25 protein-coding genes and 1 riboswitch are annotated in these 23736 nt (G+C 67.7%); of the genes, 5 read left to right on the top strand and 20 right to left on the bottom strand.

Going from position 1 to position 23736, the window contains the following annotated elements; all coding sequences use genetic code 11:
- Positions 1-13: 13 nt before the first annotated feature.
- The 3 genes from AC3QL2_RS14380 to AC3QL2_RS14370 are packed head-to-tail and all read right to left on the bottom strand — an operon-like array spanning position 14 to position 1759.
- A complete protein-coding gene (locus AC3QL2_RS14380; RefSeq protein WP_493231074.1) occupies positions 14-328 on the bottom strand; it encodes a DUF2149 domain-containing protein in 315 nt (104 codons plus the stop codon).
- Positions 325-837: a MotA/TolQ/ExbB proton channel family protein gene (locus tag AC3QL2_RS14375; RefSeq protein ID WP_493231073.1), complete on the bottom strand. Its 513-nt coding sequence runs from the start codon at positions 835-837 to the stop codon at positions 325-327. Before AC3QL2_RS14375 ends, AC3QL2_RS14380 begins: the two co-directional genes overlap by 4 nt.
- Positions 838-841: 4 nt before the next feature.
- Entirely contained in the window at positions 842-1759 is a 918-nt protein-coding gene (locus AC3QL2_RS14370; protein WP_493231072.1) for a hypothetical protein, read from the bottom strand.
- A gap of 243 nt (positions 1760-2002) precedes the next feature.
- Between AC3QL2_RS14370 and AC3QL2_RS14365 the strand changes: the two genes are divergently transcribed.
- Positions 2003-2458 (top strand): cupin domain-containing protein, encoded by a 456-nt coding sequence (locus AC3QL2_RS14365; RefSeq protein ID WP_493231071.1) that lies wholly within the window; start codon positions 2003-2005, stop codon positions 2456-2458.
- A 3-nt stretch (positions 2459-2461) separates the two neighbouring features.
- On the opposite strand, the gene AC3QL2_RS14360 is transcribed toward AC3QL2_RS14365, so the two are convergent.
- Positions 2462-3097, bottom strand: a complete 636-nt coding sequence (locus AC3QL2_RS14360; protein WP_493231070.1) for a response regulator — start codon at positions 3095-3097, stop codon at positions 2462-2464.
- The gene (locus AC3QL2_RS14355; RefSeq protein ID WP_493231069.1) at positions 3090-4490 is read right to left on the bottom strand and encodes a histidine kinase; all 1401 of its coding nucleotides are present in this window, start codon (positions 4488-4490) and stop codon (positions 3090-3092) included. Before AC3QL2_RS14355 ends, AC3QL2_RS14360 begins: the two co-directional genes overlap by 8 nt.
- A 136-nt stretch (positions 4491-4626) precedes the next feature.
- Here AC3QL2_RS14355 and AC3QL2_RS14350 point away from each other — a divergent pair, with 136 nt between their 5' ends.
- Together AC3QL2_RS14350 and AC3QL2_RS14345 are read left to right on the top strand one after the other, a co-directional pair.
- Positions 4627-6123, top strand: coding sequence for a protein adenylyltransferase SelO (locus AC3QL2_RS14350; RefSeq protein ID WP_493231068.1), 1497 nt, complete (start codon positions 4627-4629; stop codon positions 6121-6123).
- A gap of 155 nt (positions 6124-6278) precedes the next feature.
- Positions 6279-7355, top strand: coding sequence for a glycosyltransferase family protein (locus AC3QL2_RS14345; RefSeq protein ID WP_493231067.1), 1077 nt, complete (start codon positions 6279-6281; stop codon positions 7353-7355).
- Between the two features lie 17 nt (positions 7356-7372).
- Here AC3QL2_RS14345 and AC3QL2_RS14340 read toward each other — a convergent pair whose 3' ends face one another.
- The 13 genes from AC3QL2_RS14340 to AC3QL2_RS14280 all read right to left on the bottom strand — a co-directional run bounded on the left by AC3QL2_RS14340 (position 7373) and on the right by AC3QL2_RS14280 (position 20396).
- Complete coding sequence (locus AC3QL2_RS14340) at positions 7373-7864, bottom strand: hypothetical protein (protein WP_493231066.1); 492 nt, start codon at positions 7862-7864, stop codon at positions 7373-7375.
- On the bottom strand, positions 7861-8853 hold the full coding sequence (locus tag AC3QL2_RS14335) for a 4Fe-4S binding protein (protein ID WP_493231065.1): 993 nt from the start codon (positions 8851-8853) through the stop codon (positions 7861-7863). Before AC3QL2_RS14335 ends, AC3QL2_RS14340 begins: the two co-directional genes overlap by 4 nt.
- On the bottom strand, positions 8853-9242 hold the full coding sequence (locus tag AC3QL2_RS14330; RefSeq protein ID WP_493231064.1) for a magnetosome magnetite crystal formation protein family: 390 nt from the start codon (positions 9240-9242) through the stop codon (positions 8853-8855). The genes AC3QL2_RS14335 and AC3QL2_RS14330 overlap by 1 nt, the downstream gene beginning before the upstream one ends.
- A gap of 68 nt (positions 9243-9310) precedes the next feature.
- A complete protein-coding gene (locus tag AC3QL2_RS14325) occupies positions 9311-9820 on the bottom strand; it encodes a hypothetical protein (protein WP_493231063.1) in 510 nt (169 codons plus the stop codon).
- A gap of 163 nt (positions 9821-9983) precedes the next feature.
- Entirely contained in the window at positions 9984-11069 is a 1086-nt protein-coding gene (locus AC3QL2_RS14320; protein ID WP_493231062.1) for an ADP-ribosylglycohydrolase family protein, read from the bottom strand.
- A 298-nt stretch (positions 11070-11367) separates the two neighbouring features.
- The gene (locus tag AC3QL2_RS14315) at positions 11368-11946 is read right to left on the bottom strand and encodes a phasin family protein (protein WP_493231061.1); all 579 of its coding nucleotides are present in this window, start codon (positions 11944-11946) and stop codon (positions 11368-11370) included.
- 147 nt (positions 11947-12093) lie between these two features.
- A complete protein-coding gene (locus AC3QL2_RS14310) occupies positions 12094-12672 on the bottom strand; it encodes a flavin reductase family protein (protein ID WP_493231060.1) in 579 nt (192 codons plus the stop codon).
- Positions 12673-12790: 118 nt separating this feature from the next.
- Positions 12791-13219, bottom strand: a complete 429-nt coding sequence (locus tag AC3QL2_RS14305; protein WP_493231059.1) for a type 2 periplasmic-binding domain-containing protein — start codon at positions 13217-13219, stop codon at positions 12791-12793.
- 8 nt (positions 13220-13227) lie between these two features.
- A complete protein-coding gene (locus AC3QL2_RS14300) occupies positions 13228-14511 on the bottom strand; it encodes a hypothetical protein (RefSeq protein WP_493231058.1) in 1284 nt (427 codons plus the stop codon).
- Positions 14508-17504, bottom strand: coding sequence for a hybrid sensor histidine kinase/response regulator (locus AC3QL2_RS14295; RefSeq protein ID WP_493231057.1), 2997 nt, complete (start codon positions 17502-17504; stop codon positions 14508-14510). Before AC3QL2_RS14295 ends, AC3QL2_RS14300 begins: the two co-directional genes overlap by 4 nt.
- 29 nt (positions 17505-17533) lie before the next feature.
- Positions 17534-18184 carry a hypothetical protein gene (locus AC3QL2_RS14290; protein WP_493231056.1) on the bottom strand — a complete coding sequence of 217 codons (651 nt, stop codon included), beginning with the start codon at positions 18182-18184 and terminating at the stop codon, positions 17534-17536.
- A 34-nt stretch (positions 18185-18218) separates the two neighbouring features.
- Positions 18219-19850, bottom strand: coding sequence for an ABC-F family ATPase (locus tag AC3QL2_RS14285; protein WP_493231055.1), 1632 nt, complete (start codon positions 19848-19850; stop codon positions 18219-18221).
- A gap of 138 nt (positions 19851-19988) precedes the next feature.
- Positions 19989-20396: a PilZ domain-containing protein gene (locus AC3QL2_RS14280; protein ID WP_493231054.1), complete on the bottom strand. Its 408-nt coding sequence runs from the start codon at positions 20394-20396 to the stop codon at positions 19989-19991.
- A gap of 184 nt (positions 20397-20580) precedes the next feature.
- Positions 20581-20752: riboswitch (yybP-ykoY riboswitch) on the top strand.
- 3 nt (positions 20753-20755) lie between these two features.
- Here AC3QL2_RS14280 and AC3QL2_RS14275 point away from each other — a divergent pair.
- Together AC3QL2_RS14275 and AC3QL2_RS14270 are read left to right on the top strand one after the other, a co-directional pair.
- On the top strand, positions 20756-21331 hold the full coding sequence (locus tag AC3QL2_RS14275; RefSeq protein ID WP_493231053.1) for a TMEM165/GDT1 family protein: 576 nt from the start codon (positions 20756-20758) through the stop codon (positions 21329-21331).
- 80 nt (positions 21332-21411) lie between these two features.
- Positions 21412-22134: an MgtC/SapB family protein gene (locus tag AC3QL2_RS14270; RefSeq protein WP_493231052.1), complete on the top strand. Its 723-nt coding sequence runs from the start codon at positions 21412-21414 to the stop codon at positions 22132-22134.
- A gap of 12 nt (positions 22135-22146) precedes the next feature.
- On the opposite strand, the gene AC3QL2_RS14265 is transcribed toward AC3QL2_RS14270, so the two are convergent.
- Both AC3QL2_RS14265 and AC3QL2_RS14260 read right to left on the bottom strand, forming a co-directional pair.
- A complete protein-coding gene (locus AC3QL2_RS14265) occupies positions 22147-22713 on the bottom strand; it encodes an SRPBCC family protein (RefSeq protein ID WP_493231051.1) in 567 nt (188 codons plus the stop codon).
- 88 nt (positions 22714-22801) lie between these two features.
- Entirely contained in the window at positions 22802-23728 is a 927-nt protein-coding gene (locus AC3QL2_RS14260; protein WP_493231050.1) for a LysR family transcriptional regulator, read from the bottom strand.
- Positions 23729-23736: the final 8 nt, after the last annotated feature.

Here is a 23736-nt window from a genome sequence, read left to right as displayed (position 1 = left end):
ACACATCAGCGGATCATTCCGGAACGTAAACCAGCGAACCATCCGGCATCCGGTAGGCGATGCCGGCCTTGATGCCCTGGCCAGCCGACGCTGCGGCGCCATCGCCACGGAAACGCTCGATCTTCTTCCCGTTCTTGACGACGATCTCCATGTCCGGCGTGCCGGCATCGCGGATCACCGTCACCTGCCCGGCATCGAAGACGTTCACCGGGCTGCGGGCCACCGCCAGCAGCAGCGCGGCGATCAGCACCAGGAAGACATCCACCAGGTTGATCACCGACAGCAGCGGATCATCATCCTCGCCGGTATCGTGCAGACGCCATTTCATCGCGCCACCTCCATGGCTACCGGGCCGTCCGCGGGCAGACCCTTCTCGACGGCCAGCAGGTCCGTCGCATACCAGCGTCGTCGCACGCTGTGCGCCCAGAAGGTCAGCGCCGCCGCGATGAGGGCCAGGATCACCGCCGAAAAGGCCACCATCAGGCTGTGCGACACGTCGGCCAGCTGCCCGTCGCCGAGCGCCTTGAGGGCCGGCCCCATCGGAATCATCGTCGCCACCAGGCCGAGCATCGGCGCTACCCGCGTGGCGATGCGGGAGACTTCCAAACGCTGGCTGGCCACCGCCTCGAGCTCGGCGATCTCAAGGGCCGGGTTGGCGCGGTGCGCTTCGATCAGCTCGAAGCCGGCCGCCAGGCCGAGTCGCCGCTGCCAGGCCTGCCACAAAAAGGCCCCGCAGGCGTGAAAGGCATACAGGAACAGCGCCGCGATGGCGAGCAGCACCGGCGCCAGGAAGAGCTGGCTGGCGTCGTACATCAGGATTTCAAGATTGGCATTCATCGTTTCAAGCCCGGGAAAGAGAAAGTGAGCGGCGCGCCGTCGGCGCGCACAGGGACTGGCGCAGGGCGCCCGACAGCAGCAGCACACCGAACAGCGCGGCCAGCCCGCCGGATGAGGCTCCTGTGGGCTGCGCAAGCGGTTCGGCGAGCTTCGCCAGATGCTGCCCGGCGACGGGAGCGTCGGCGGGCGGAGGCGGGCTGACGGGCGGCGTGGCCGACGGCGCATCCAGCAGACGCCGTGCGCTGGCCCCACGCACCTCCTGGGCAGGCCGAGCGGCAATCTTTGGTTGCGCGGCCTCGAACAGTTCCCCCGGCAAAGGCGGCGTTGGGCCCGCCAGTACCGGGGGCGGCGGCGTGCCCGTGCCCCGCGCCTGTCCGTCCCGGTCACCCACGTGATAGCCGGTGCGCAGGAACTCGATGGCATCCGGATTACCGTCGCGCGCCGCCGCCTCGAACCACTTGCGCGCCTCCGCCTCATCCTTCGGCACGCCGCGTCCCTCCTGCAAGGCGCTCGCGTAATGGAGCTTGCCCAAGGTCGCATACGGGGAATCGCCGGCCAGCGCCGCCCGGTGCATCAGCTCGGCGGCGGCCGGCAGATCCGGCGGCACGCCGCCCGCCCCGTCCTGCAACATCAGAGCCTTCCAGATCATCGCGCCGATGTAGCCGGCGGCGATGCATTTGTCGAAAACCTTGCGAGCATTGTCGTGGTCGCCGCACTTCTCCAGCAGATAGCCCTTGCTGCACACCATCAGGCTGGCCGGCTGATCCACGATGTATTCGAGGGTCTGGTCGCCGACCACGTGGGCCAGGTCGGTGGGCTCGCCGGTCTGCGGCACCGGCCCGCCGCAGAAGCGGTTGTCCGCCGCCAGCGCGGCGGTCGTGAAAAACAGGGCCAGCATGACGGCCCCGGTCGGTTTAAGCATCGGCTTCCTCGTCGAGTCATGGCGGGAACCCTTGCCCCGCCTCACTCCGACTCTAGGCCTGCGGACGAGCCGGGGCATCGGCATCCTGCCCGGATGCCGGTGGGCAATTTGCCCGACCGTCAGACATCATGTGCATCGGGAAGATTGCCCAGCCTTTTCCGGGCAGGCTGACCTCACGGCGGCGCAGCCCGCCAGGGTCTACTGGCAGCGGCCATCCGGCCTCGACAACCAGGAGACAAACCCATGCCCCACCATTTCGACGAACGCCTCATCCGCTGGCAGCCCTTCGGCGACTTCCCCCATTTCGTCTACGCGATCCTGCAGGTGGACATGCAGCAGCGCATCGCCGACGTGCTGTTCAAGTTCGCCGCCGGCCAGCAGATCGTCCTGCACCGCCACAAGGCCCTCAACCACACCTTCGTCGTGCAGGGCGAACATCGCCTGTACGAACTGGACGGCCGCCTGCGGGAAGTACGTCCGACCGGCAGCTTCACGGTGTCGCCGCCCAACGAGACGCCGCACCGGGAAGGCGGCGGCACCGAGGACTGCATCGTGCTGTTCAGCATGCGCCCGCAGCCCGGCGAGTTGCTGTACGAGATCCTCGACGACGCCGGCGAGACGATCGCCGAACTGAGCCTGGAAACCCTGCAGGCCCTGTTCGAAGCCCCTGCCACCGAACCGACGGCGGAAGCGGCCTGAGGATCAGATCAGCCCGAGGCGCAGCGCCAGCCGGGTCAGCTCGATGTCACTGCGCACGCCGAGCTTGCTCTTGATCTGGTAGTGGCAGTTCTGCACCGTTTTCGAGGAGATCGACAAGCGTTCGCCGATCTCCTCGGCGCTGCAGCCGTCGAGCAGCAGGCGCAGGATCTCGAACTCCCGCGGAGCCAGTTCGGCGAGCGGTACCCGCGGCTGTTCGATCAACGCCAGGGCCAGCTCCGGCGCGATGTCGGGGCTGATCACCTGGCGCCGCGCCGCCACCGTGTAAACCGCTTCCACCAGCACCGCCGGCGGACTGCTCTTGGTCACGTAGCCGAGGGCGCCGGCACGCAGTGCCTGGGTCGCGAACAAGGGCTCCCGGTGCATAGTGAATACCAGGATGCGCACACGGTCGTCGCGCTGCACGAGGCGGCGGATCAGCTCCACACCGCCCATGTCGGGCAGGCCCAAGTCCAGGACCAGCACGTCGGGCTCAAGCACCCGGAACTGCTCTAGCGCATCGCGGGCCGTGCCGGCCTCACCGACGATGCGCAGGTCTGGCCGCATTTCCAGCAGACGGCGATAGCCTTCGCGCACGATTGCGTGGTCGTCCACCAGCAGCAGGCGGGTAGTGTCAGACATGGGCCGCCCCTTCCTCGTGGCAGGCATCGGGCGGAAAGAGCGCGCTCACCCGCATGCCGCGCGGCGTGACCGGCTCCAGCGCGAAACGCCCGCCGAGCGCCTCGACCCGCTCATGCATGCCCAACACGCCAAGGCCGCTGCCGGCCGTATCGCCCTGGCGTGGTGCGCCGTCGTCCTCCACCCACAGGCGGCAGCCGACCGCGTCCCGCTGCAGGCGCACCGCCACCGTTTGCGGCTCGCCGTGGCGCAACGCATTGGTGAGGCTCTCCTGCACGATGCGGTACAGGCTGACCGTCAGGCCGTCCGGCAGGTCGTCCACCGCACCGTCGATGTCCAGCGTAAAAGCGCAAACCGGTCGCCGTCGGCGCCCCCCTGCGAGCAGCTGCTCGAGGGCAGCTTCCAAACCGAATTCCTCCAGCCCCACCGGCCTTAGCTGGTGCAGGATGCCCTGCAGGCTCTCCATCATGTGGCCGGTAACCGACGCGATGGCCTGGGCGGCCGGCAGCAGATCCGGGCGGGAGTTCTCCACCGCCGCGCTGACGTAGGCGGCCTCGGCACCGATGGAGGCCAGGCACTGGCCGAACTCGTCATGGAGTTCCCGCGCCAGGTGGCGGCGTTCTTCTTCCCGCACCGTCAGCAGGCGCAGGGCCAGCTGGCGCTGGCCGGCCAGGGTCTGCTGCAGACGCGCCACCAAATGGTCGAAGCCGCTGGCGATGAGGCGCAGCTCTACCAGCCGCGGGCGCGGCATGCGCGCCGCCAGGTCGCCGGCCTGCAGGCGCCCGAGCACCGCCAGGATCTCCTGCGCCGGCCCCAACGCACGGCGCACCGGCAGATAGACCAGCAGGTTCAGCACCAGGATGCCGACGGTCATGCCCAGCACGGTGCGGATCTGGTCCCACACCGCGTTGGCCTCGCTGTCCAGATTGGGCGTGACGACGAACTCGCCAACCTTCACGCCCGGATACTGGCCGATCACCCCGCGGAACGCGATGTCCGGCCCGGTCAAGGCCGCCAGCAGGCCGCGCAGCAAGGTCGGCGCCTCCGCCCCGTCGCCGAAGCAGCGCTGCACCACCGGCCGCTTGTAGATGTCCTCCACCGCCACGCAGATACCCAGCAGCGGCCCGATGCCGTCGAGGGACGACAGCTCCAGGCCGTCCAGGCTGCGCCGGAACACGTCGCGCGGCTGCGCCGCCTCGCTGGCCAGCAGGCGCTCCACCGCGCCACCGGCCCGCTCGATATGGGCCCGCATGCGCGCCTCGGCGCGCTGCAGCACCACCGCGCTGGCAGCGAGTCCGATCGCCACCGCAAACAGGCTGACCCGCAGCAACAGCGTGCGCTTCAGGTCCACGCTGTGTTCATGCCCCTCGTCCATCGCCACGGCCGGACGGCTCATGTGCGTCTCCATCCTTCCCCTCAGGCCTGCGCAGCCATACCATAGTGAAACAGTCGGATTTTATAAAACACGCGGCCCGAGCCGCGGTCCCGCAGATTACCCGATACCCCGTGGGCAAATTGCCCGAACAGAGACCATGCACACCCTCGAAACCCTGCCCTTCGACAACGCCTTCGCGCGGCTGCCCGCCGCCTTCTACACACGCCTGCCGCCGCAGCCGCTGCCCGATCCCTACCTGGTCGCCGCCAGCCCGGCCGCAGCCGCACTGATCGGCCTATCGGAAGGCGAACTGGCGCGCCCCGAGTTCGCCGAGTTCTTCGCCGGCAACCGCCTGCTACCCGGCAGTGAGCCCCTCGCCGCGGTGTATTCCGGCCACCAGTTCGGCGTGTGGGCCGGCCAGCTCGGCGACGGCCGCGCCCACCTGCTCGGCGAAGTGGCGATCGGCCTCGACGACCCGGCCAGCGGCTGGGAGATCCAGCTCAAGGGCGCCGGCCAGACGCCCTACTCGCGCTTCGCCGACGGGCGTGCGGTGCTGCGTTCGAGCATCCGCGAATTCCTGTGCTCCGAAGCCATGGCGGGTCTCGGTATCCCCACCACCCGCGCGCTGGCAGTGGTCGGCTCCAACGCGCCGGTGCGCCGGGAGAGCATCGAAACCGCCGCCGTGGTGACCCGGCTGGCGCCGAGCTTCATCCGCTTCGGCTCCTTCGAGCACTGGGCCGCCAACCGCAAACTGGACGAGCTGCGCCAGCTCGCCGACTACGTGATCGACCGCTTCCGCCCCGAATGCAGGGATGCCGCCAATCCCTACGAAGCCCTGCTGCGCGACGTCGGCCGGCGCACCGGCGAGTTGATCGCCCGCTGGCAGGCGGTGGGCTTCATGCACGGGGTGATGAACACCGACAACATGTCCATTCTCGGCCTGACCCTCGACTACGGCCCCTTCGGCTTCATGGACGCCTTCGACGCCCATCACATCTGCAACCATTCCGACGACCACGGCCGCTACAGCTACAAGGCCCAACCGCAGATCGGCCACTGGAACCTGTACGCCCTCGGCCGCGCGCTGGCCCCGCTGATCGGCGAGGCCGCCGCGGTGCAGGCCGCCATCGAGGAGAGCTACGCGCCGGTCTTCGAGCAGCAGTTCTTCGCGCTGTTCGGCGCCAAGCTGGGCCTGGCCGAGCTGCGCGCCGGCGACGAGGATTTCATCGGCGACACCTTCCAGCTGCTCCAGCAGCAGCACCCGGACTTCACGCTGTTCTTCCGCAACCTGGGCCACCTGCCGGCGCAGGTGGACGAAGCGGAACGGGCGGCCGCCGACGCGCCGCTGCGCGACCTGCTGATCGACCGTGACGCCGGCGACGCATGGATCACCCAGTGGCGGGCACGCCTCGCCGCCGACGGACGCCCCGATGCCGAACGCCAGACCGCCATGGATGCCGTCAACCCGCAGTACGTGCTGCGCAACTGGATCGCAGAAGCCGCGATCCGCGCCGCCCAGGCCGGCGATTTCAGCGAGGTTCGGGCTGTCCTCGCCTGCCTGTCCCGCCCCTTCGACGAGCAGCCGGAGTACCAACGCTTCGCCGCAGCGCCGCCGGACTGGGCGGAAGGGCTGGCGGTGAGCTGCTCGAGCTGAGACCGGCCCCGGAGGCGTGCCGGCGTTGACGCCTCCGGGCCGATCTGAAACCATCGGCGGCCATCACCGATGCATCCGGAATCAATCCGCCAGAAATCCGCCGTCATGCACCTCGACAACGCCCTGCACCTCGTACCCCGCCGGATGGACGCCCGATGAAACAAGCCGGTAAGCGGATCGGATTCGTCCTGCTGTCGAATACGGCCCACCCCCAGCCGAGCACGCGCATCGCCGTGCTCAACATGTTTCCCTACCTGCGTGCCGCGGGCTACGAGCCCGTCATCCTCTTCGAGCCGCCCGCCGGCACCGAGACCCCCAATGTGGACGGCGTCGCCGCCCAGGCCCGGGCACAGGGCGTCGACGCGGTGTTCTTCCAGAAAGTACATGGCCCCAGCGTGCTGGCCGCCATGGCCGAGCTGCGGGCACTGGGCATTCCGACGGTGTACGGTGTGTGCGACCGGATCGATGACGGGATCGTGCGGGCGACGGATGCCACGGTGATCGTCACCGAATTCCTGAAGCGGCAACACGCGCCGGAACTGCAGCCGCGCATCCACGTGGTGCACGACGGCATCGAAGCGCCTGAACTGTGCCGCCCCGAACAAGCGCCCAGCCGCGACGGCCGGCTCCGCGCAGCGCTGGTAACCTCCTCCGCGCTGGAGTCGGTCCCGCCCCTGTCGCCGCTACCGCGCTTCCTCGACCTGACGGTCATCGGCCGCTACCGGGACGACCTCAGCCCGCTGCGAATCGCCCGCGAACGTCTCAAGAAGGCCCTGCGAGCCCCCGGCGGACCACGCCTGGCGCCACTCTTCGGCCCTGGTTTCAAGACCCGGGCCTGGCATCCCGAACGCGTCTATCAGGATCTCATGCAGGCCGACGTGGGCATCATCCCGGTGGACATGAGCTTCGATCCGCTCCCCGGTCGGGACGTCTCGTACTGGGAGGTCAAGTCCGAAAACCGCCTGACGCTGAACATGGCCCTCGGCCTGCCGGTCGTGGCCAGCCCGGTACCGTCCTACCTGCCCATCATCGAACAGGGCGTGAATGGTTATATCGCCCGCAGCCGCGCCGAGTGGCTCGACGCCCTCGAGGCCCTCCGCGATCCGGAACACCGCCGGCAGGTCGGCCAGGCGGCACGGGCCAGCGTGCTCGAACGCTTCTCGATGGAAGCCCAGGCCCGCGGCCTGATCGCCGTGCTGCAGAGCCTGACCGAAAGAAGCCTCACCACCTGAGTCCGGCGGCAGCCTATTCAGCCGAAAAGCCAACCGCCGTGGCTGCCCGCCACGGCACCGGCCACAACGACCAGACTCAGGCTCAGCAGCAGCACATGCACGCGCTGGATGCGCGCCATCGTGCCCAGTGGATCGCGCCGCGCGCTGGCCTGGAAGGCCTTGTGCAGCACGAAGGGTTCGAGGATGAAGAGCATCACCGCGAACAACGTCCATACGATCACCATGCCGTGCATCCACCACCAGTTGGCCGGATCGGCGAAACGCGAACCGACGCCCAGTCGCCATACCAGCCATGCCCCCGACGCACCGGCCAGCAGCACGCTCCAGCGGGCTATCCCGGCGAAACGGTGCTCGAGCCGCTCGAACAGTTCGAGCTGGGCCTGCGGCTCGGCCAGCGCCCGACAGGCCGGCAGCAGCACCAGCGTCACGAAGGCTACGCCACCTATCCACAGCAGTACCGCCAGCACGTGCAGCGCACGGGCGATGGCGAAATCGTTGAAACCGCTCACTGACTCTTCCTTTCCTGTTTCGGCGCGCTGAAGGCCGCCTCGTTATGCCGTGCCGCCTCGCCGCTGACCCATTGCAGCAGGGGGCCGCGGGGATTGTCGCGCTGGGTCGTTTCACAGGCGCTGACGCACTGGGCACACTGGGTGCAGGTGAACATCGAGCGCTTGATGTTGCGCGGCTTCAGGCGCATCGGGCAGACATGGTCGCAGGCACTGTAGCAGCTCGCGCAGTCGGCGGCCCGCTCGCGCTCGAAGCCGACCACCATCGCCTCCCTGTTGCCCATCCAGGCCAGGCTCTGGAACAGGCCCACCGCGCAGGCATAACGGCAGAACAGATGGCGCGCGAACAGGAACTCCGCCGACAGCACCAGCGTGCCGGCGGTGATGAAGATGAATTCATTGCGGGTCGGCGCCAACGCCAGCAAGTGCCCATACACCTGAAAGGGCGGCAGCAGGTAGGTGAGCAGCACCACCGCCCACACAAAGGCGAAGCCCACCGCCAACGGTACCGTCACCAACCACCACAGGCGGTCGTAGCGGACCGGCGTACCATCCGGCTCCCACGGCGGCAGCTCGCGGGCCTCCCACACGCTGGGGCGGCCGATGGCCCGGCGCATGAAGCCGTTGATGGTTTCCACCACTGAAAAGTGCGGGCACAGCCAGCCGCAGTACAACCGCCCCCAGCGCCAGGCCACGCCGATCAGCACGGCGCCGACCGCCAGGATCGGCAGCAGCACCCGCCCGATGACCCGCAGCACCGCCCCCAGCGCGTCGATATGCCCCGCCGAGAAGTCCTCCAGGCCGGCGTGCCACTCGAAGCCGAGCAACCAGGCATGCCCCGCCACCAGGTCGTAGCGCAGCAGATCGAACACCGGCGCCAGCACGAACAGCACGAAGAAGCCGCCCTGGGCCCAGCGCCGCAGACGCTGGCGGCCTCCGTCTGGCCGCGCCGTGCCTACCGGGCGGATCGGGATCACACGGGGCGTTGCCATCAACGAGGTCCGATCAAGGGGTAACGGAAGGGCTTGCCGGCCAGCGCCTTGGCGAGGCCGATGGCGCCGCAGAAGATCAGCGTGGAATGGCAGGTCGTGAAGTAGAGGATCACGATCACCCAGGTGTACGGCGAACCGTAGCCGCCGGTGAAGATGATCGCCGCGTTGGCGACCACCAGCAGCACGCCGGCCCACAGGCTGGCGGCGACGGTCTGGCGCAGATGCACGCGTGCCAGCTCCGGCGCCCGCCGGTGCTCGCGGAACCACAGCACCAGCAGCGCGATGAAGGCGATGCCCGGCACGATCATCAGATTGGCCAGGTACAGGGCCTCCGCCGCGACGGCGATCTCGCGGCCGGGGATGTTGAAATCGAGCTCGGAACTGGCCATGGCACCCTCAGCTTAGCCATCCCCTGCCGCCGCGTACTTGATGCGGCGCAAGTGCGGTTGCGCCCGCCTCAGATCACCTCGAGCAGCAGGCGGCGCAGTTGTTCGGCCTCCCGCCGGCCGTCGCGGGAGCTGACGATGGCGTGATACCACTCGTCGAACAGCTCGCGCAGCGCGGCCGGACTGGGCGCCGCATCGATGCGGTTCTGCAATGAACTGGTCCCTACCGCCCCGATGAAGGTGTTGAGGGTATTGACCATGAAATTACGGGCCTTCCTGAGGCGCTGCGGATCCTCCCCCGGCGGGTGCAGGCGGAAGGCCGTCAGCGCAGGTTGCTGTGGTGGCGGCGCCTGCCGCACGCCATCCGGCCCGGTGGCCTCCACCATTCCGATGTAACCCTCTTCCTCGAGCATGCCGAGGGTGTGTTCCAGATCGTCCGACTGCAGCAGGCCGCGCAGATCCTCGACCGTACGCTTCCCATCCACGAAGATCAGCAGGCGGCGTACCCGCGGGCTGAAGCCGGCAGCCCGTTTCTCGATCTCCTCATACCCCTTCAGGGTTTTGGCAAAAATGACGCTCATCCCTATCTCCTCCACATGGCCCGCGTATCCCGGGCCTTCATGTCCGATCCGCGCAGCATTGTAACGACATTGGAATGAGCCGGGCAGCCGACCCTCGCCAGGGACTTCCGCCACCCAGCGCAACACGCCGGGAATACGCCGGGAATACGCCAGGAATGGGCGGCTAAGTCCCCACGATGACCTGGACGGCCAACCGGCGGGCCTGCTCGAGCAGCTCGGTCCCGTTCTCCAGGCCGTCGATGAAGCGCTGGGGAATCCCCGACAAGCCACTCTGGGCGCCAGCCAGCGCACCGGTAAGGATGGCCCGGGCCTGGTTCTGACCACCGCCGTTCACCGCGTGCAGCACCGCCGATTCGAAATCGTCCGGAAAACGGGCCGCCAGGTAGTAAGCGGCGGGAAACTGGTGATATACCGCGCAGGGCAGCCCATAGACCAGCGACACCTTCCACGCCGGATCGATGTGGATCGACGGATCGCGTGCCGCGCGGGCGGTATCGGACGGCCCGAGCAGTGCATCCGGAGACGGAAAGCGCCCGGCCGTCGGAGCCTCCTCGGCGTCCGGATGGGGCGCCTGCAGCGCGCCGCGGGTCACCGAATGGAACGGCAGCAGCCCACTCTTCACGCGTGCCATCATCCGGCCCGACAGCTGCTCGTCCAACGCGTAGCCTTCGACAAGCATGCCGAGCACCGCCCCGAAAGCCACGGTCATCGCCACCACGGTGCCATCGGTCTGCGTCAACACGGTGTTGCGCGTCACCGCCGAGGCCAATTCGGCCGGCCGCAGCGCATAGCGCACGGCGATCGCCAGCGTCCGCTCGGCCGCCTCGGTGGTATCGGCGTTGCCGCCGCAATGGCCCCACGCCTGCCCCTGCCCGACGCGCCGGCGCCAGGCTTCGCGAATCGACTGACTGGTATAGCCGCCGGGACCGTGCATCGGCGTGCCGTCGATCAGCGGGAAGAAATCCTCATCCATGCGCCGGCAGAAGTCGGCTTCGTCATACCCGCCCCGCTCCACCAGCGAATCCAGCGTCAGCGCCAGCAGCACCCCGGCCTGGGATGGCTGGCCGGCGCTCAGGCCGGCGTGATAGCGACCGGGCCGCGGCGTGGTGTAGCTGTCGATCCAGTCGCCGTAGTCGGCGCGCAGGGCGTCGAGGTCGTAGTACCAGTGGGGACCGAGAGCCAGTGCATCGCCGATGAAGGCCCCCATCAGGGCTCCGACGGCACGATCCTGCAGGGATTGGGCGAGCATGCGAACCTCCGGAAGGATTGACGCAGATCATTCGGGCGCCGGGGCGGGCGAACGGCACGAACCACCTGCGGTTCGACCTCCGGTGCGCAATGCCGTGATTATGCTAGCGACAGCGCACGACACAAGGCCCGCTGCCGGCTTTCGCGGCAGCCCCGTCTGCCGGAAGCGCCCCATGCCACCTGAGCCAGCCCCTCGCGCGGCCCCCGGAGGTCCATGGAACACGACGCGTAAACGGCACAAAGGCCCCGAAGGGCCTTTGTGCCGGACAGCATGAACGCGCGGCGCGAGCCGCGGACGATCAGGCGACCTTCAGAGCAGAAGCAGCAGCCTTGGTGCCCTTGTCGACGCTTTCGACGGCAACCAGGGTGGCCTTCTCGACGCTGGCTTGGGCGGCAGCGGCAACTTGCTTGGCAGCCTTGGTGGCGCCTTCGTAAGCACTGCTGGCGTTGGCCAGGGCGGTCTTCACGGCCTTGATGGCGGGCTCGGAGCCAGCCGGGGCGTTCTTGAAGATGCCGTCCAGCGCGACTTCGATGTTCTTGGACAGAACAGCGGCTTCGGCTTCGACCAGCTTGGTCAGCTCTTCCTGAGCGTCGCCGCCGATGTCGGACAGGCTGCGGCCGTAGGCCACGGACTTCTCGACGGCCGGGGTGATGGCGCCCAGTTGCAGGGCGGCAAAGGCTTGCGGATCCTTCGCGGCGAGCACAGCCTTGGAGAAGGCCAGGCTGTCATCGAAAGCACCACGGGCGGTGGCCAGGTTCAGGCTGGCAATGCGCTCGACGGCGGAAAACAGGGTGGTGGCGAAGCTGGTGGCGGTCTTCAGACCGGCTTCGACGTTGGCCTTGGAAGTGGCCACGAACTGTTCGGGGCTGACGGACATGATGTTCTCCTCGAATTGGGTTGCGGTCACCGAAAGAATTTCGGTATGGCTCTATGTTGCATCGCACAAAGAGAGAATGCAAGTGGTTTTGTGCATTGCAGCAAAAAATTATCTTTCGCGCTCAGAGCCCCCGGAGAACGGCCCGTGTCACCCCGTCGTGGAAACCTCGAAGACCTCGCCTGTGGCGAAAAACTGCCCACCGGAAACGTAATGGATGGAGCGCCGCACGTCTGCCGAGAAATGCCAGCGCCCATCTGAGAACTCGGCCGGATCGGCCCACGCGGCCAGCACCTCGCCAAGGAACAGGTCATAGGTGTGCTGAACCCCCGGTTCGTCGATGACCCGGCATTCGAGCCAGGCAATGCAGCCCGCCGGCAGTGGCGCCGCCACCTGGCTGGCCGGAAATGTCTCGAATTCGAGGGCAGCGAACTTGTCGCCGTCACGGCCGCTCGACCGCCCCGCCGCCAGGGTCTGCTCGGCAATGGCGCGACATGGCACGGCCAGCACGAACTCACCAGACGCATCGACCAGTTCGCGGGTCAGCGTCGCGCGGTCGAGCACCACGGCGACCTTGGGCGGATCGAAATCGAGAGGCATGCTCCAGGACGCGGCCATGATGTTGCGGCACGCCCCATGGGCGGAAGAAACCAGAACCGCGGGACCGTGGTTGAGCAGTCGATGGGCCTGGGCCAGGGGAACGGGCTGGGGAACGGACAAGGCATTCATGATGCGGGATGGTGAAACACTCGGCATGCCCCGAGTGTAGCCGCTGCCGCGCGGCACGCCCGTGACCGAATAGCGACTTGGCCGCAGATGGGCACCCGCTCCGGGCGACACGCCTCCGTCAGCGTATGAGCACGTTCAGGCCCGCTTTGACATCGCCTTTCATGTCGGCCTCATCCACGTATCCGACGGCGCCGGGCGTGGCACCGACCCGCCGGATCATCTCCGCCGTCGTCGGCACCTGGGAGGGCGGCACCCCCTTGCCCACATAGCGTCGCACGGTCCAGTAGGCCGAATAGCGCTCCTCGTCCCGGTCCAGCCAGCGGGCCAGGAAACGCCCCCGCAGGGGATGGCCCGCCACGAGATCGAACGGCGTCACGCGCACGCCCCCCACCTCGACGATCTTTCCGGTGTAGAGACGCTCGACCGTTACATTGTCCAGACGGGGCACGGAAGGATGGGCAATCACCACCACATCGCCGGCAAGCGCATGGCCACTCACCATGTTCCCGCACAGGAACAGGATCAGGCCGGCGCGACGGAATCCCATGACGCGCCTCAGAAAGTGAAGTTGTACGACATGGACAGGACATCCACTGCGCGATGTCCGCTGCTCTCTCCGGTCGGCGCATCGAGGAAGTCCGATGCGCTGCCGGTACGGGTGTGCAACCACTCGACCTTCAGTTTCTGCTGGGGTGTCAGTGTGTAGGACGTCCCTACGGCGACGGAGCGTTGGTCTACGACGTTGAGGGAGTCGACCCCCGCCCGCTGAGTGGGGTTGATGATGTCAGCCCCGGCAACCGACGCGGGCAGCAGATTTCCGTTAACGTCAGCGTAGAGCCGCCGCGCGGCCGACGACGACAGAATTCTTGCCACATACACATAGGGCGTCCACGGCCCGATGCGCCGCTGCAGAGCCGCATAGGCCGCCCACGAATCGGTACCGAGCGTGGCGCGCGTGACCCGCCGGCGCACCGCCTCGCCGGTGAAGATGAAGTCGTGGGGCAGCGCAAACTCGGCACTGGCAGTGAACGTATAGTTGAGCACCCGGCTGACGGTCGGCACGCCCGGGCCCGGCAGCGCATCGGTGACCTGGTAGTAACCGCCACCGCTTGCCACCGGCACGAAGGGATAGGTCGCCGGAATCGGGCCGTCAGACCGTTTCACATCCCCTCGATGAACGCTCAGGCGCAGCCGGTTATCCCCGTCGCGCACCGTCAGCAGCGCGCCGGTCAGCCACATGTCGATGTGTTCGAACCAGGCCCCGCGGGGGCGGGAACCGGGCACCGCATCGCGGCGGAAGAAGCGCCAGTAGGAGTCGGCGGAACCCACGTAGCCCTCCAGGCTCACCTCCCGGTCCTCGTCCAGCCAGTTCCGCGCCACCGCCAGGCCGGTCACGTCGGCGGTCGGGGCCAGCGAATAGACCTCGACCGGCAGGCGGGCGAAATTGAAGGTCGTCCCCACGTCGAGGGTTTCCGAAAAGCGCAGCAACGGCAGACGCAGCTTGCCGGCCCGCAGCAGCCAGTCGTTGTCCGGCCTCCAGGAGACGAAGGCCCAGGGCAGGTTCAGATCCCATTGACGGTCGCTGTCCGGCGCCGGTGCCAGCGTGGCCTGCACAGTGGCGCTCCAGGCCGGCGTCAGGCTGGCGTCGAGCTGCACGCCGAGGCGCGAATCCCGCTGCAGGGTGCCGCCGCTGTCGATGAAACGCTGATAGCGATAGGATCGGTTGGACTGGGCATAACCCACCGTGCCGAAGCCCGACAGGCTGATTTCCTGGGACGCGGCCAGTGACGGCGCCAGGAGAACTGCGCATCCGGCGAGAATCGGCAACAGGTGTTTCATCGAACCAGCTCCGGAGGATTCGCGCCGGCGGCGGGCGGCGCGGACGGGGTGTCGTTACTCGTTTCCAGCGTGGGCAGGACTCGTCCCAGCCCCTCGACGATCGGGCGCAGCTGCTCTTCCAGCGCCCGCAGCGCCGCCCGCGCGCGCCCGCTGTCCCGGGCCCGCGCAGCGGCTTCCAGACGTCCGGCGATGGCGGAGATTTCGATCATGCCCAACAACCCGGCCCGGCCGCGGAGGGTGTGGGCAAACGGCACCACCCGCTCCCAGGCCCGGTTTTCCACATCGTTACGCAGGCGCTGCGGACCGTCGGCGAACTGATCGCGGAACTTGGCCAGCAGGCGCGGATACAGGGTCGGGCTGACCCCGGTGTCGTTGATCGCGCAGCGGGGATCAATGCCGGGAATGCCGGCCAGTCCCGTCACCGCCGCCTCACCGCCCGGCTGGAACAGCGCCGCCGGCTCGGGCCGCGCCGGCCCGTGATAGTGGTTGCGCAGCACGGCATAGAGCTCGCCGGGCTCATAGGGCTTGGCGAGGCAGCCGTTCATCCCGACCGCCAGGCAGCGCGTCAGCGCGGTGCGTCCGCTGTGGGCCGACAAGGCATAGATCGGCAGGCTGTCGAAGGCCGGCTGCACGCGGATCCGACGCACGGCCTCATAGCCGTCCATCATCGGCATCTGCAGATCCATGAATACCAGGTCGTAGCAGTCGGGAGACTGGGCAGCGAGCTGTGCCAGCGCATCCCGGCCATCGGCAGCGCTGTCCGTCTCCACCCCCCAGCGTCCCATCAAGGCCACGGCCACGTCGCGGCTGGTGGAGTTGTCCTCGACCAGCAGCACGCGCATGCCGTCCAGCGCACCGGCCTCGGGGCTCCGCCCGCCGTGCTCGGCCTCGCGGCGACCGAAGATAACGTCGCCAAGACGCTTCAGCGCAGCTGGCAGCAGGGGCTTCTCACAGACGTGCAGGCCACCGGGAAGAATTTCGTGGATACGTGCATCCAGCGCACGCGGCGTGGACATCAGCGCGATGTGCCGAGGCACCAGCTCCGTCCGGCTCCGCAAGCACTCCAACAGCGCGCCACCGTCCCGGTCCGGGAGCGTCCAGTCGAGGAACAGCAGATCGTAGGGCACGCAGTCCCGCTGGGCCGCCTGCAGACATTCGAGCACCTCGGCCGCGCTGGTCGCCGCGTCCACCGCCTCGATGCCCTGCTGGTTGAGCAGGTCGATCAGGGACAGCCGCGCCTCCGGATAGTCGTCTGCCACCAGCACCCGCAGCCCTTCCCACGGAAGCGGTGCGGCGAGCAGCGCGTCGTGGACGTCGCCGAGGACCAGCGGCAGGCGTACCTGAAACACGCTGCCACGGCGGGGCTCGCTGCTGACCCGCACTCCGCCGCCCATCGCCTCCACCAGGCGCCGCACGATGGCCAGCCCCAGGCCGGTGCCGCCGTACTGGCGGGTGGTGGCGCCGTCGGCCTGCACGAAGTCCTCAAAGATGTGCTCGATCTGCGCCGTACGCATGCCGATACCGGTGTCCTCGACGCTGAAGCTGACCGGCAGGACCCCGGAACTGGCCGGCTCCGCCCCGACACGCAGGGCGACATGCCCGGCGGGGGTAAACTTGACTGCGTTGGAGAGCAGGTTGCCGAGCACCTGGCCGATGCGCAGCGGGTCGCCGAGGAGCTGCGCATCGAGCGCCGGCGCGCAGCCCGGCCCGACCTCGAAGATCAGTTCGATGCCCTTCTCGCGGGCGGCCCCCTCGACCATCTGCAGTGCATTGGCCACCACCGGCTCGAGGCGGAACGGGATGTCCTCGAGTTCCAGGCGGCCGGCTTCGATCTTGGAGAAGTCGAGGATGTCGTTGAGCGTGTCGAGCAGCGAGCGGCCGGCGCCGCGGATCTTCTCCGCGTACTCGCGCTGGCGCGGCAGCAGGCGGCTGTGCAGGATCAGCTCCGCCATGCCGATCACCGCATTGAGCGGCGTACGGATCTCGTGGCTCATGTTGGCGAGGAACATCGACTTGGCCTGCGTGGCCTGCTCCGCCCTGGCGCGGGCCTGCTGCAGTTCCCGGCCGATCGCCTCGCGCTCGCGGATGTCGGTCTCGATGGCCCGGGCCATCGAATTGAGGGTCGTACTCAACGCCTGCACCTCTTCCACCCCATCCGCGCAGCCCAGCCGCACGTCGTACTGGCCACGGGCCAGCTGGCCGGTCACCGCGCACATGTCAGCAAGGGGCTGCAGCACCTTCCGGTGGGTGGTGCGAAAGGCCAGCAGGACCAGCAGGGCCGTCATGCCCATGCTGACCACCGACGCGACGATCCACGCCCCCAGGCGCTCGCGGGCCTCGGTGACCTCGGCGCCGGTGCGCTGGTCCACCCGCTGCATCAGTTCGGTGATCGCGGTTGCCACGCGGAGCCGCTGGCGATCATAGTCCGGCCCGAAAACCAGCTTCACGGCCAGATCGGGGCGCGGAACACCCTCCGAGACGATCGTGCGGGTATGGGGGTCGTACAGTCCCTGGGTGGCCGCGAAAGCCACCTGCTCGATGGCCTTCAGCCCTTCCGTCTCCGCCAGCACCTTCTCCAGCGTCGCCAGCTCCGGGCCCTGGAAACCCAGCACCACCATGCGGGAGCGCATCGATACGCGCGGTCCGGCTCCTCCGGGCACATAGCGAGCCTGCCCGGCGATCACCCGCTCCCAGAAAGTGGCATCGTCATCGTCCTGGATGGCCGATGCCTCGCCCTCCCGGATGGACAGAATCGCGTAGTAATAGGTGAGGTAGCGGGTTTCTCCGGTCGCCGCATAGGCCCGTACGAGGCGCGACAGGGTATCCGTCTCGCGGCGCAGCTCCTCGACCACCCGCAGGGCGTCCACACGATGATCCTGGACGGCCTGAACCTTGTCGAAGGCACGCAGCACGAGCATCGAGATCGAGCCATTGATCCCGACGATCAACAGCAGCGCAGCCGAGAACAGGAGGGAAAGCTTGCTGAGCTTCATGCACGGGCGAAAACGGATGACGGTCCGGATTATGCCGTACGCAATCGCCGACGGGAGTGCGCGGCGTCACTGAGAAGATCGAGAACGCAATAGAAGGCACCCGCGGCCAGCGGCGGGTTGGCCACCGGCCAGCCCAGGCCTGGGGCGCAGGCCCGCCAGCTCCAGCAGCCCAGCCAAGTTCCCCACAGCTCCATCAGCAGGGACAGCAGGAACATCGTCACGTACAAGCCCGGCGCCGGCCCGCGCCGTACGCACAACAGGAACAGCAGCACCAGCGGCGGCCCCAGCCAGTCGAGGCCGGCCAGCGCTAGCACCGTCACGGCCACGACCGCGAGCCGCGGCCCCCACACCAGCAGCCAGGCCGGCAGCCGCGCCGCAAGAAAAAGGCCCAGCCAGTACAGCAGCACATGGCCGGGCGGCACGAATAGCGGCAGATTGCCGAGGCGGTAGTCGTACAGCCCCCACCACAGGGACAGCACCAGCTCCCCGGCCGTTGCGATCCCGAGACAGGCGAGCAGGCGCAGCCGCAGATCCTGCTCACGCCACAGCAGCCAACCGAACAGCGCCCACACCCACAGGCTGACCAGCGGCTGACCCCAGGCGCCGGCGCGGCTGTCGGCCAGCAGGCCGGCGGCGATGGTGACGACGATCAGGAAGGCCAGGCGCGGTGCGGACGACATTCCGGAAACCCCGCGCCAGACCAATGGCGGCGGCTTATTCGATGCCCTGGCTGGCCAGGTATTCCTCGTAGGTACCGCGGTAGTCGATGATCTCGCCCGGCCCACGGATTTCGAGGATGCGGGTGGCGATGGAGGACACGAAGGCCCGGTCGTGGGACACGAAGAACAGCGTACCGCCGAAATCCGCGATACCCGAGTTGAGGGACTCGATGGACTCCATGTCCATGTGGTTGGTCGGCTCGTCGAGGAGCAGCACGTTCTTGCGCTGGAGCATCAGCTTGCCGAACAGCATGCGGCCCTGCTCACCGCCGGAGATCACCTTGACCGACTTCTTCACGTCGTCACCCTTGAACAGCAGACGCCCCAGCGTGCCGCGGATCAGGGTTTCGGCGTCGTCGCCCTCGTAGCCGCCCTCGCGCACGTAGCCGCTGATCCAGTCGGTGAGGTTCTCGCCGCTGGCGAAATCCTCGGCGTGATCCTGCGCGTAGTAACCGAGCTTGGCCTTCTCGGCCCACTTGATGGTACCGAACTGGGGCGTCAGGCCGTGCAGCTCGGAACCGACCAGCAGCTTCAGCAGCGTCGTCTTGCCGATGCCGTTCTCGCCGATGATCGCAATGCGGTCATTGGCGTCGGCGGTGAAGGTGAAATTCTTGATGATCGGGTTGGCCGGATCGTAGCCGAAGGTGAGGTTCTCGATCTCGACGGCCTGGCGGTGCAGCTTTTCCTTCTCGTCGTAGTCGAAGCGGATCCACGGGTACTGGCGGCTGGACGGCTTGAATTCGTCGATCTTGATCTTCTCGATCTGCTTGGCGCGGCTGGTCGCCTGGCGGGCCTTGGACTTGTTGGCCGAGAAGCGGCGCACGAACTCCTGCAGCTCCTGGACCTTTTCCTTGGCCTTCTGGTTGGCCGCCGACTGGCGCTCGCGGGCTTGCGTCGAGGCCTCGATGTAGTCATCCCACGTGCCGGGCCACACCTGGATGCGGCCGTAGTCGAGGTCGGCCATGTGGGTGCACACCTGGTTCAGGAAGTGGCGGTCGTGGGAGATGATGATCATCGTGGAGTTGCGCTCGTTGAGCACGTTCTCCAACCAGCGGATGGTGTTGATGTCGAGGTTGTTGGTCGGTTCGTCGAGCAGCAGGATGTCCGGGTTGGCGAACAGGGCCTGGGCCAGCAGCACCCGCAGCTTCCAGCCGGGGGCGACTTCGCGCATCGGGCCGTTGTGCTGCTCGGTGGGGATGCCGACGCCATGCAGCAGCTCGCCGGCACGGGCCTCGGCGGTGTAGCCGTCGTACTCGGCGAAGTGGCCTTCCAGCTCGGCCGCCTTCATGTAGTCCTCTTCGGTAGCTTCCGGGTTGGCGTAGATCGCGTCCTTCTCCTGCATGCAGGCCCACATCTCGGCATGGCCCATCATCACCACGTCGATCACCCGCACGTCTTCGTAGGCGAACTGGTCCTGCTTCAGGAAGGCCATGCGCTCGCCGCTGTCGATGGCGACGTTGCCAGCGGAGGGCTCGAGCACGCCGGCCAGGATCTTCATGAAGGTGGACTTGCCGGCCCCGTTGGCACCGATCAGGCCGTAGCGGTTACCGTCCCCGAACTTGACGGAGACGTTCTCGAACAGGGGCTTGGCCCCGAATTGCATCGTGATGTTATTGGCGATGAGCACGGCAGGTATTCCTTGAGTCCGCCGCAGGAGCGGCACGACAGCAAAACGGAAAAGGAAAACGCCGGCCAGTGGCCGGCGAAGCTGTTGCAAATTTTACCGATGTTTCAAGCACCTGGGCAAATATCTCGCCCCTCGCGCTCACACCAGCGACGGGCCGGCGACGATCGCCGCCGCCTCCTGCTCGGAAATGCGCACCGAAGCGGAGGCAATCACGTGTACGGTCAGCCAGTCGTGCAGGCGCAGGGCGCCATCCTCCTCGAAAGACGTGAACCGGCAGCCCAGTTGCCCACCTTCCGGGCTGGCGAGGAAATTCATCGTCGTCGCCTCGCCGCGGATCTGGTCCGGAATCCCGTCCAGGTGCAGCACGAAGGAGAAACTGCGCGGCTCCGCCGGCGGCGTGCTCGCCGGCACGCCGAAGCCCTCGAGGGACAGATCGTTCAGCGGCAACCGGAGCCCGTCGATCGAAACCCAGAAACAGGTACTGCCCCAGCGCCGCGCCACGAAACGTTGACGCTTGCGGCGTTCCGCATGTTGCCCTGCGTCCAATCCATCCTCCGCCATCGCCTCACCCTTTCCGTTCTCTCCATCCAGGCCTCGATTCTATCCCCATCCCATAGCTTCATCCCATTGCCGTGTGAAAGCGGCATAGCCACGGACAACCACGGCCTAGGTCAGGCTGCGCCTGCCCTTCCCGTGCGGATGGACAGACGCCACCGGCTCGCGTAGCATCGCGGCCGTCATTGGGGAGTAGCCTCCTTTCGCTCGAAAGGGCCTGTGTCAACATACTTGGCTTCGCAGCCATGGCGCAGGCGGTCCCGAACTTGGCAAGACCTTTGACCACCCGCCTCCGGATTTGGCCGGAGAGGCGCGTGGTCATTCGTCTGTATCCGGCCAAGGGATTTCACATGGAAGCTTTCCTCGTCTCCACGGGCATCGTCGCCCTCGCCGAAATCGGCGACAAGACCCAGCTGCTGGCCTTCATCCTGGCCGCAAAATTCCGCAAGCCGGTACCGATCATCATCGGCATCCTCGTCGCCACGCTGGTCAATCACGGTTTCGCCGGTGCCGTCGGCACCTGGGTCACGACCCTGCTCGGCCCAACCACGCTGCGCTGGGTCCTCGGCGTGTCCTTCATCGCGATGGCGATCTGGACGCTGATCCCCGACAAGTTCGACGAGGACGACGCCAAACTGGCCCACTTCGGCGTCTTCGGCACCACGCTGGTGGCGTTCTTCCTCGCCGAGATGGGCGACAAGACCCAGGTGGCAACCATCGCACTGGCCGCCCAGTACCAGAACCTGGCCGTCGTCGTGGCCGGCACCACCCTCGGCATGATGATCGCCAACGTGCCGGCGGTGCTGCTCGGCGACCGCATCGCCCATGCGATCCCGGTGCGCCTGGTGCATGGCATCGCCGCGGCGATCTTCGCCGTGCTCGGCGTGGCCACGCTGCTCGGTGCCGGCGAGAGCCTGGGTTTCTGAACCCGGCACCCTCGTAACACGACGCCCCTATCCTTCTCCCCCGGCGGGCAGCAGCCCGTCGGCCCTTCGGAGACGACCACATGACCCTGCAAGCGATCGAGAACATCAACCTCGTATCCCTCCTCGACACCTTGCTGAGCCTGGTGACTGCCTTCGTGCTCGGCGGGCTGATCGGCTACGAGCGCCAGTACCGGCAGCGTACCGCCGGGCTGCGCACCAACGTGCTGGTGGCGGTGGGGGCGGCGATCTTCGTGGACATGGCCAACCACCTGGGCGGCCACGAAGGCGCCGAGCACGTGGTGGCTTACGTGGTGTCGGGCATCGGCTTTCTCGGCGCCGGGGTGATCATGCGCGAAGAGGGCAACGTGCGCGGCCTCAACACCGCCGCCACGCTGTGGGGCTCGGCTGCGGTCGGCGCCTGCGCCGGTGCCGACCTGTTGCCCGAGGCCGCCCTCGGCGCGCTGTTCGTGCTTGCGGCCAACACACTGCTGCGGCCGGTGGTGGACCGCATCAACCGGGAACCGATCGACACCCTGGCGGTGGAAGTCACCAACACCGTCTATGTGATCGCCCCGCGCGAACGCCAGAAGGAAGCCCTGCGCCTGCTGGAAGCGGCGCTGGAGGCCGCCGAGCACACGGCCCGCGACCTCGTCGTGCATGCCTTCGGCGACGATGCGGTGGAAATCGAGGCGGTGCTGATGGCCACCGCGGTGGATGGCGACGAGCTGGACCGGCTGACCCGCCGGCTCGCCGAGCAGCCCGGTATCAGCCAGGCCTTCTGGAGCCCCAGCACCACCGAATAGGCCCCATCCGCGTCATTCCTGCCGCCGCCGCATCTCGTCGAGCATCGCAGAGAACTGCTCGGCGGTTTCATGGCGGACCAGCGCCGGGCCGATCATCGGCGGAAACCAGAAGCCCGGCAGGGCTTCGGCGTGGTAGTTGAGGCGGGTACCGCCGTCCTCCGGCTCGAGCCGCATCAGGCTCTCCATGCGCTGGAGGTTGCCGCCCAGGCCATGGGCACGGATCTCGCTGTAGGGCGTCAGGCGGATTTCCCGCAGGGATTCGAAGTTCGCCGAGAACAAGCCATAGCGCGCCACGCCCTGCTGGTGCACCTTCAGCATGCCCTCGCTACGCTCGAGGACTCGGCTGCTCTTCAGGTTGGACACAAAGGACGCCATGTGTTCGAAGTCGGTCAGCACCGCCCAGGCCTGGGCCGGCCGCACCGGCGTGTGCATCACCACGTCCACCACGAAACCGCCGTTGGCACGCTCCACATGCACATCCTGGTCGCGCACGGCCGGCTCCGCGGCCTGGCCACCGTACGGCAAGGCCAGCAATGCGAGGCTGCACAGGGCAAGAAGACGATCGGCGACACGCGGCATGGCATGAACGGTTTGCAGAAACGGACATCAGTCTGCCACGCCAGGCTGTCGTGCGGCTTGCCGAACGCATACCCACCGTGAGCGCCCCTCAGCGCCCCCGCCCGTAACGCTCCCACGGCGGCTCAGGGCTCAGCCAGGCCTGGAACTCGCCCAGGAAGGCCCGCACCGCCGGCAGGCGCCCGCGGCTGGGCAGATAACAGGCGTACAGGTTGCGGCCGAAATCCACCTGCGGCTCGTAGGCGTCGAGCAGCGTTTCCAGCTCGCCCCGCGCCAGCGCGTCGCCGCACAGGTAGGTGGGCAGAATCGCGATGCCCTGCCCGGCCCGTACCGCGTCCAGCGTGCTGCCGATGTCGTTGAAGCGCAGGCGGCTGTGTATCGGTACGCTGAGCTCGCTGCCCCCGTCATCCCGCAAGCGCCACATCCCGCCGTCGCTGAGCAGGTGGCTGAAGCACTGGTGCGCCGCCAGGTCGGCCGGCAACCGGGGCCGGCCGTGGGCTGCCAGATAGGCCGGCGCCGCGCAGATCACGCGCCGCAACACCAGCAGCAGGCGCGACACCACGTCCTCCGGCGGGGACTTGGTCATGCGCAGCGCCAGATCGATGCTCGCGTCGGCGAAGTCCACCCGCTCGTCGCTGAGGATCAGCTCGCACTCCAGCTCCGGATAGCGCGCCAGCAGGCGCGGCACGAAAGGCGCCACGCATTGGCGCCCGAACACCGCCGAGGCGCCGATGCGCAGCACGCCGCGCGGCACCTCGTCCACGTTGCGCACCGCCAGTTCGGCGCCATCCACCGCGTCGAGGGCCTGCAGCGCGTGGCGGTGGAAGATCTCGCCGGACGGCGTCAGCACCAGCTTGCGGGTGGAGCGCTCGAACAGGCGCACACCGAAGGCCTGCTCCAGTTCGCCGACCTGTTTGCTGACCTGGGCCCGCGTGCAGTCCAGACGCCGGGCGGCGGCGGCCATGCTGCCTTCCTCGACGACGCGGACGAAACTCTCCCAACTTGCCAGCCAGCGCATTTGTCAAT

It is taken from the genome of Zoogloea sp. GW822-FHT05C07 (assembly GCF_058800215.1).
This window is presented reverse-complemented; position numbering and strand designations above follow the sequence as displayed.

Excerpts from the sequence above, each read along its gene's own strand:
- AC3QL2_RS14380 (WP_493231074.1), bottom strand. The coding sequence starts at position 328 with ATGAAATGGCGTCTGCACGATACCGGCGAGGATGATGATCCGCTGCTG.
- AC3QL2_RS14375 (WP_493231073.1), bottom strand. The coding sequence starts at position 837 with ATGAATGCCAATCTTGAAATCCTGATGTACGACGCCAGCCAGCTCTTC.
- AC3QL2_RS14370 (WP_493231072.1), bottom strand. The coding sequence starts at position 1,759 with ATGCTTAAACCGACCGGGGCCGTCATGCTGGCCCTGTTTTTCACGACC.
- AC3QL2_RS14365 (WP_493231071.1), top strand. The coding sequence starts at position 2,003 with ATGCCCCACCATTTCGACGAACGCCTCATCCGCTGGCAGCCCTTCGGC.
- AC3QL2_RS14360 (WP_493231070.1), bottom strand. The coding sequence starts at position 3,097 with ATGTCTGACACTACCCGCCTGCTGCTGGTGGACGACCACGCAATCGTG.
- AC3QL2_RS14355 (WP_493231069.1), bottom strand. The coding sequence starts at position 4,490 with ATGAGCCGTCCGGCCGTGGCGATGGACGAGGGGCATGAACACAGCGTG.
- AC3QL2_RS14350 (WP_493231068.1), top strand. The coding sequence starts at position 4,627 with ATGCACACCCTCGAAACCCTGCCCTTCGACAACGCCTTCGCGCGGCTG.
- AC3QL2_RS14345 (WP_493231067.1), top strand. The coding sequence starts at position 6,279 with ATGAAACAAGCCGGTAAGCGGATCGGATTCGTCCTGCTGTCGAATACG.
- AC3QL2_RS14335 (WP_493231065.1), bottom strand. The coding sequence starts at position 8,853 with ATGGCAACGCCCCGTGTGATCCCGATCCGCCCGGTAGGCACGGCGCGG.
- AC3QL2_RS14330 (WP_493231064.1), bottom strand. The coding sequence starts at position 9,242 with ATGGCCAGTTCCGAGCTCGATTTCAACATCCCCGGCCGCGAGATCGCC.
- AC3QL2_RS14325 (WP_493231063.1), bottom strand. The coding sequence starts at position 9,820 with ATGAGCGTCATTTTTGCCAAAACCCTGAAGGGGTATGAGGAGATCGAG.
- AC3QL2_RS14320 (WP_493231062.1), bottom strand. The coding sequence starts at position 11,069 with ATGCTCGCCCAATCCCTGCAGGATCGTGCCGTCGGAGCCCTGATGGGG.
- AC3QL2_RS14315 (WP_493231061.1), bottom strand. The coding sequence starts at position 11,946 with ATGTCCGTCAGCCCCGAACAGTTCGTGGCCACTTCCAAGGCCAACGTC.
- AC3QL2_RS14310 (WP_493231060.1), bottom strand. The coding sequence starts at position 12,672 with ATGAATGCCTTGTCCGTTCCCCAGCCCGTTCCCCTGGCCCAGGCCCAT.
- AC3QL2_RS14305 (WP_493231059.1), bottom strand. The coding sequence starts at position 13,219 with ATGGGATTCCGTCGCGCCGGCCTGATCCTGTTCCTGTGCGGGAACATG.
- AC3QL2_RS14300 (WP_493231058.1), bottom strand. The coding sequence starts at position 14,511 with ATGAAACACCTGTTGCCGATTCTCGCCGGATGCGCAGTTCTCCTGGCG.
- AC3QL2_RS14295 (WP_493231057.1), bottom strand. The coding sequence starts at position 17,504 with ATGAAGCTCAGCAAGCTTTCCCTCCTGTTCTCGGCTGCGCTGCTGTTG.
- AC3QL2_RS14290 (WP_493231056.1), bottom strand. The coding sequence starts at position 18,184 with ATGTCGTCCGCACCGCGCCTGGCCTTCCTGATCGTCGTCACCATCGCC.
- AC3QL2_RS14275 (WP_493231053.1), top strand. The coding sequence starts at position 20,756 with ATGGAAGCTTTCCTCGTCTCCACGGGCATCGTCGCCCTCGCCGAAATC.
- AC3QL2_RS14270 (WP_493231052.1), top strand. The coding sequence starts at position 21,412 with ATGACCCTGCAAGCGATCGAGAACATCAACCTCGTATCCCTCCTCGAC.
- AC3QL2_RS14265 (WP_493231051.1), bottom strand. The coding sequence starts at position 22,713 with ATGCCGCGTGTCGCCGATCGTCTTCTTGCCCTGTGCAGCCTCGCATTG.
- AC3QL2_RS14260 (WP_493231050.1), bottom strand. The coding sequence starts at position 23,728 with ATGCGCTGGCTGGCAAGTTGGGAGAGTTTCGTCCGCGTCGTCGAGGAA.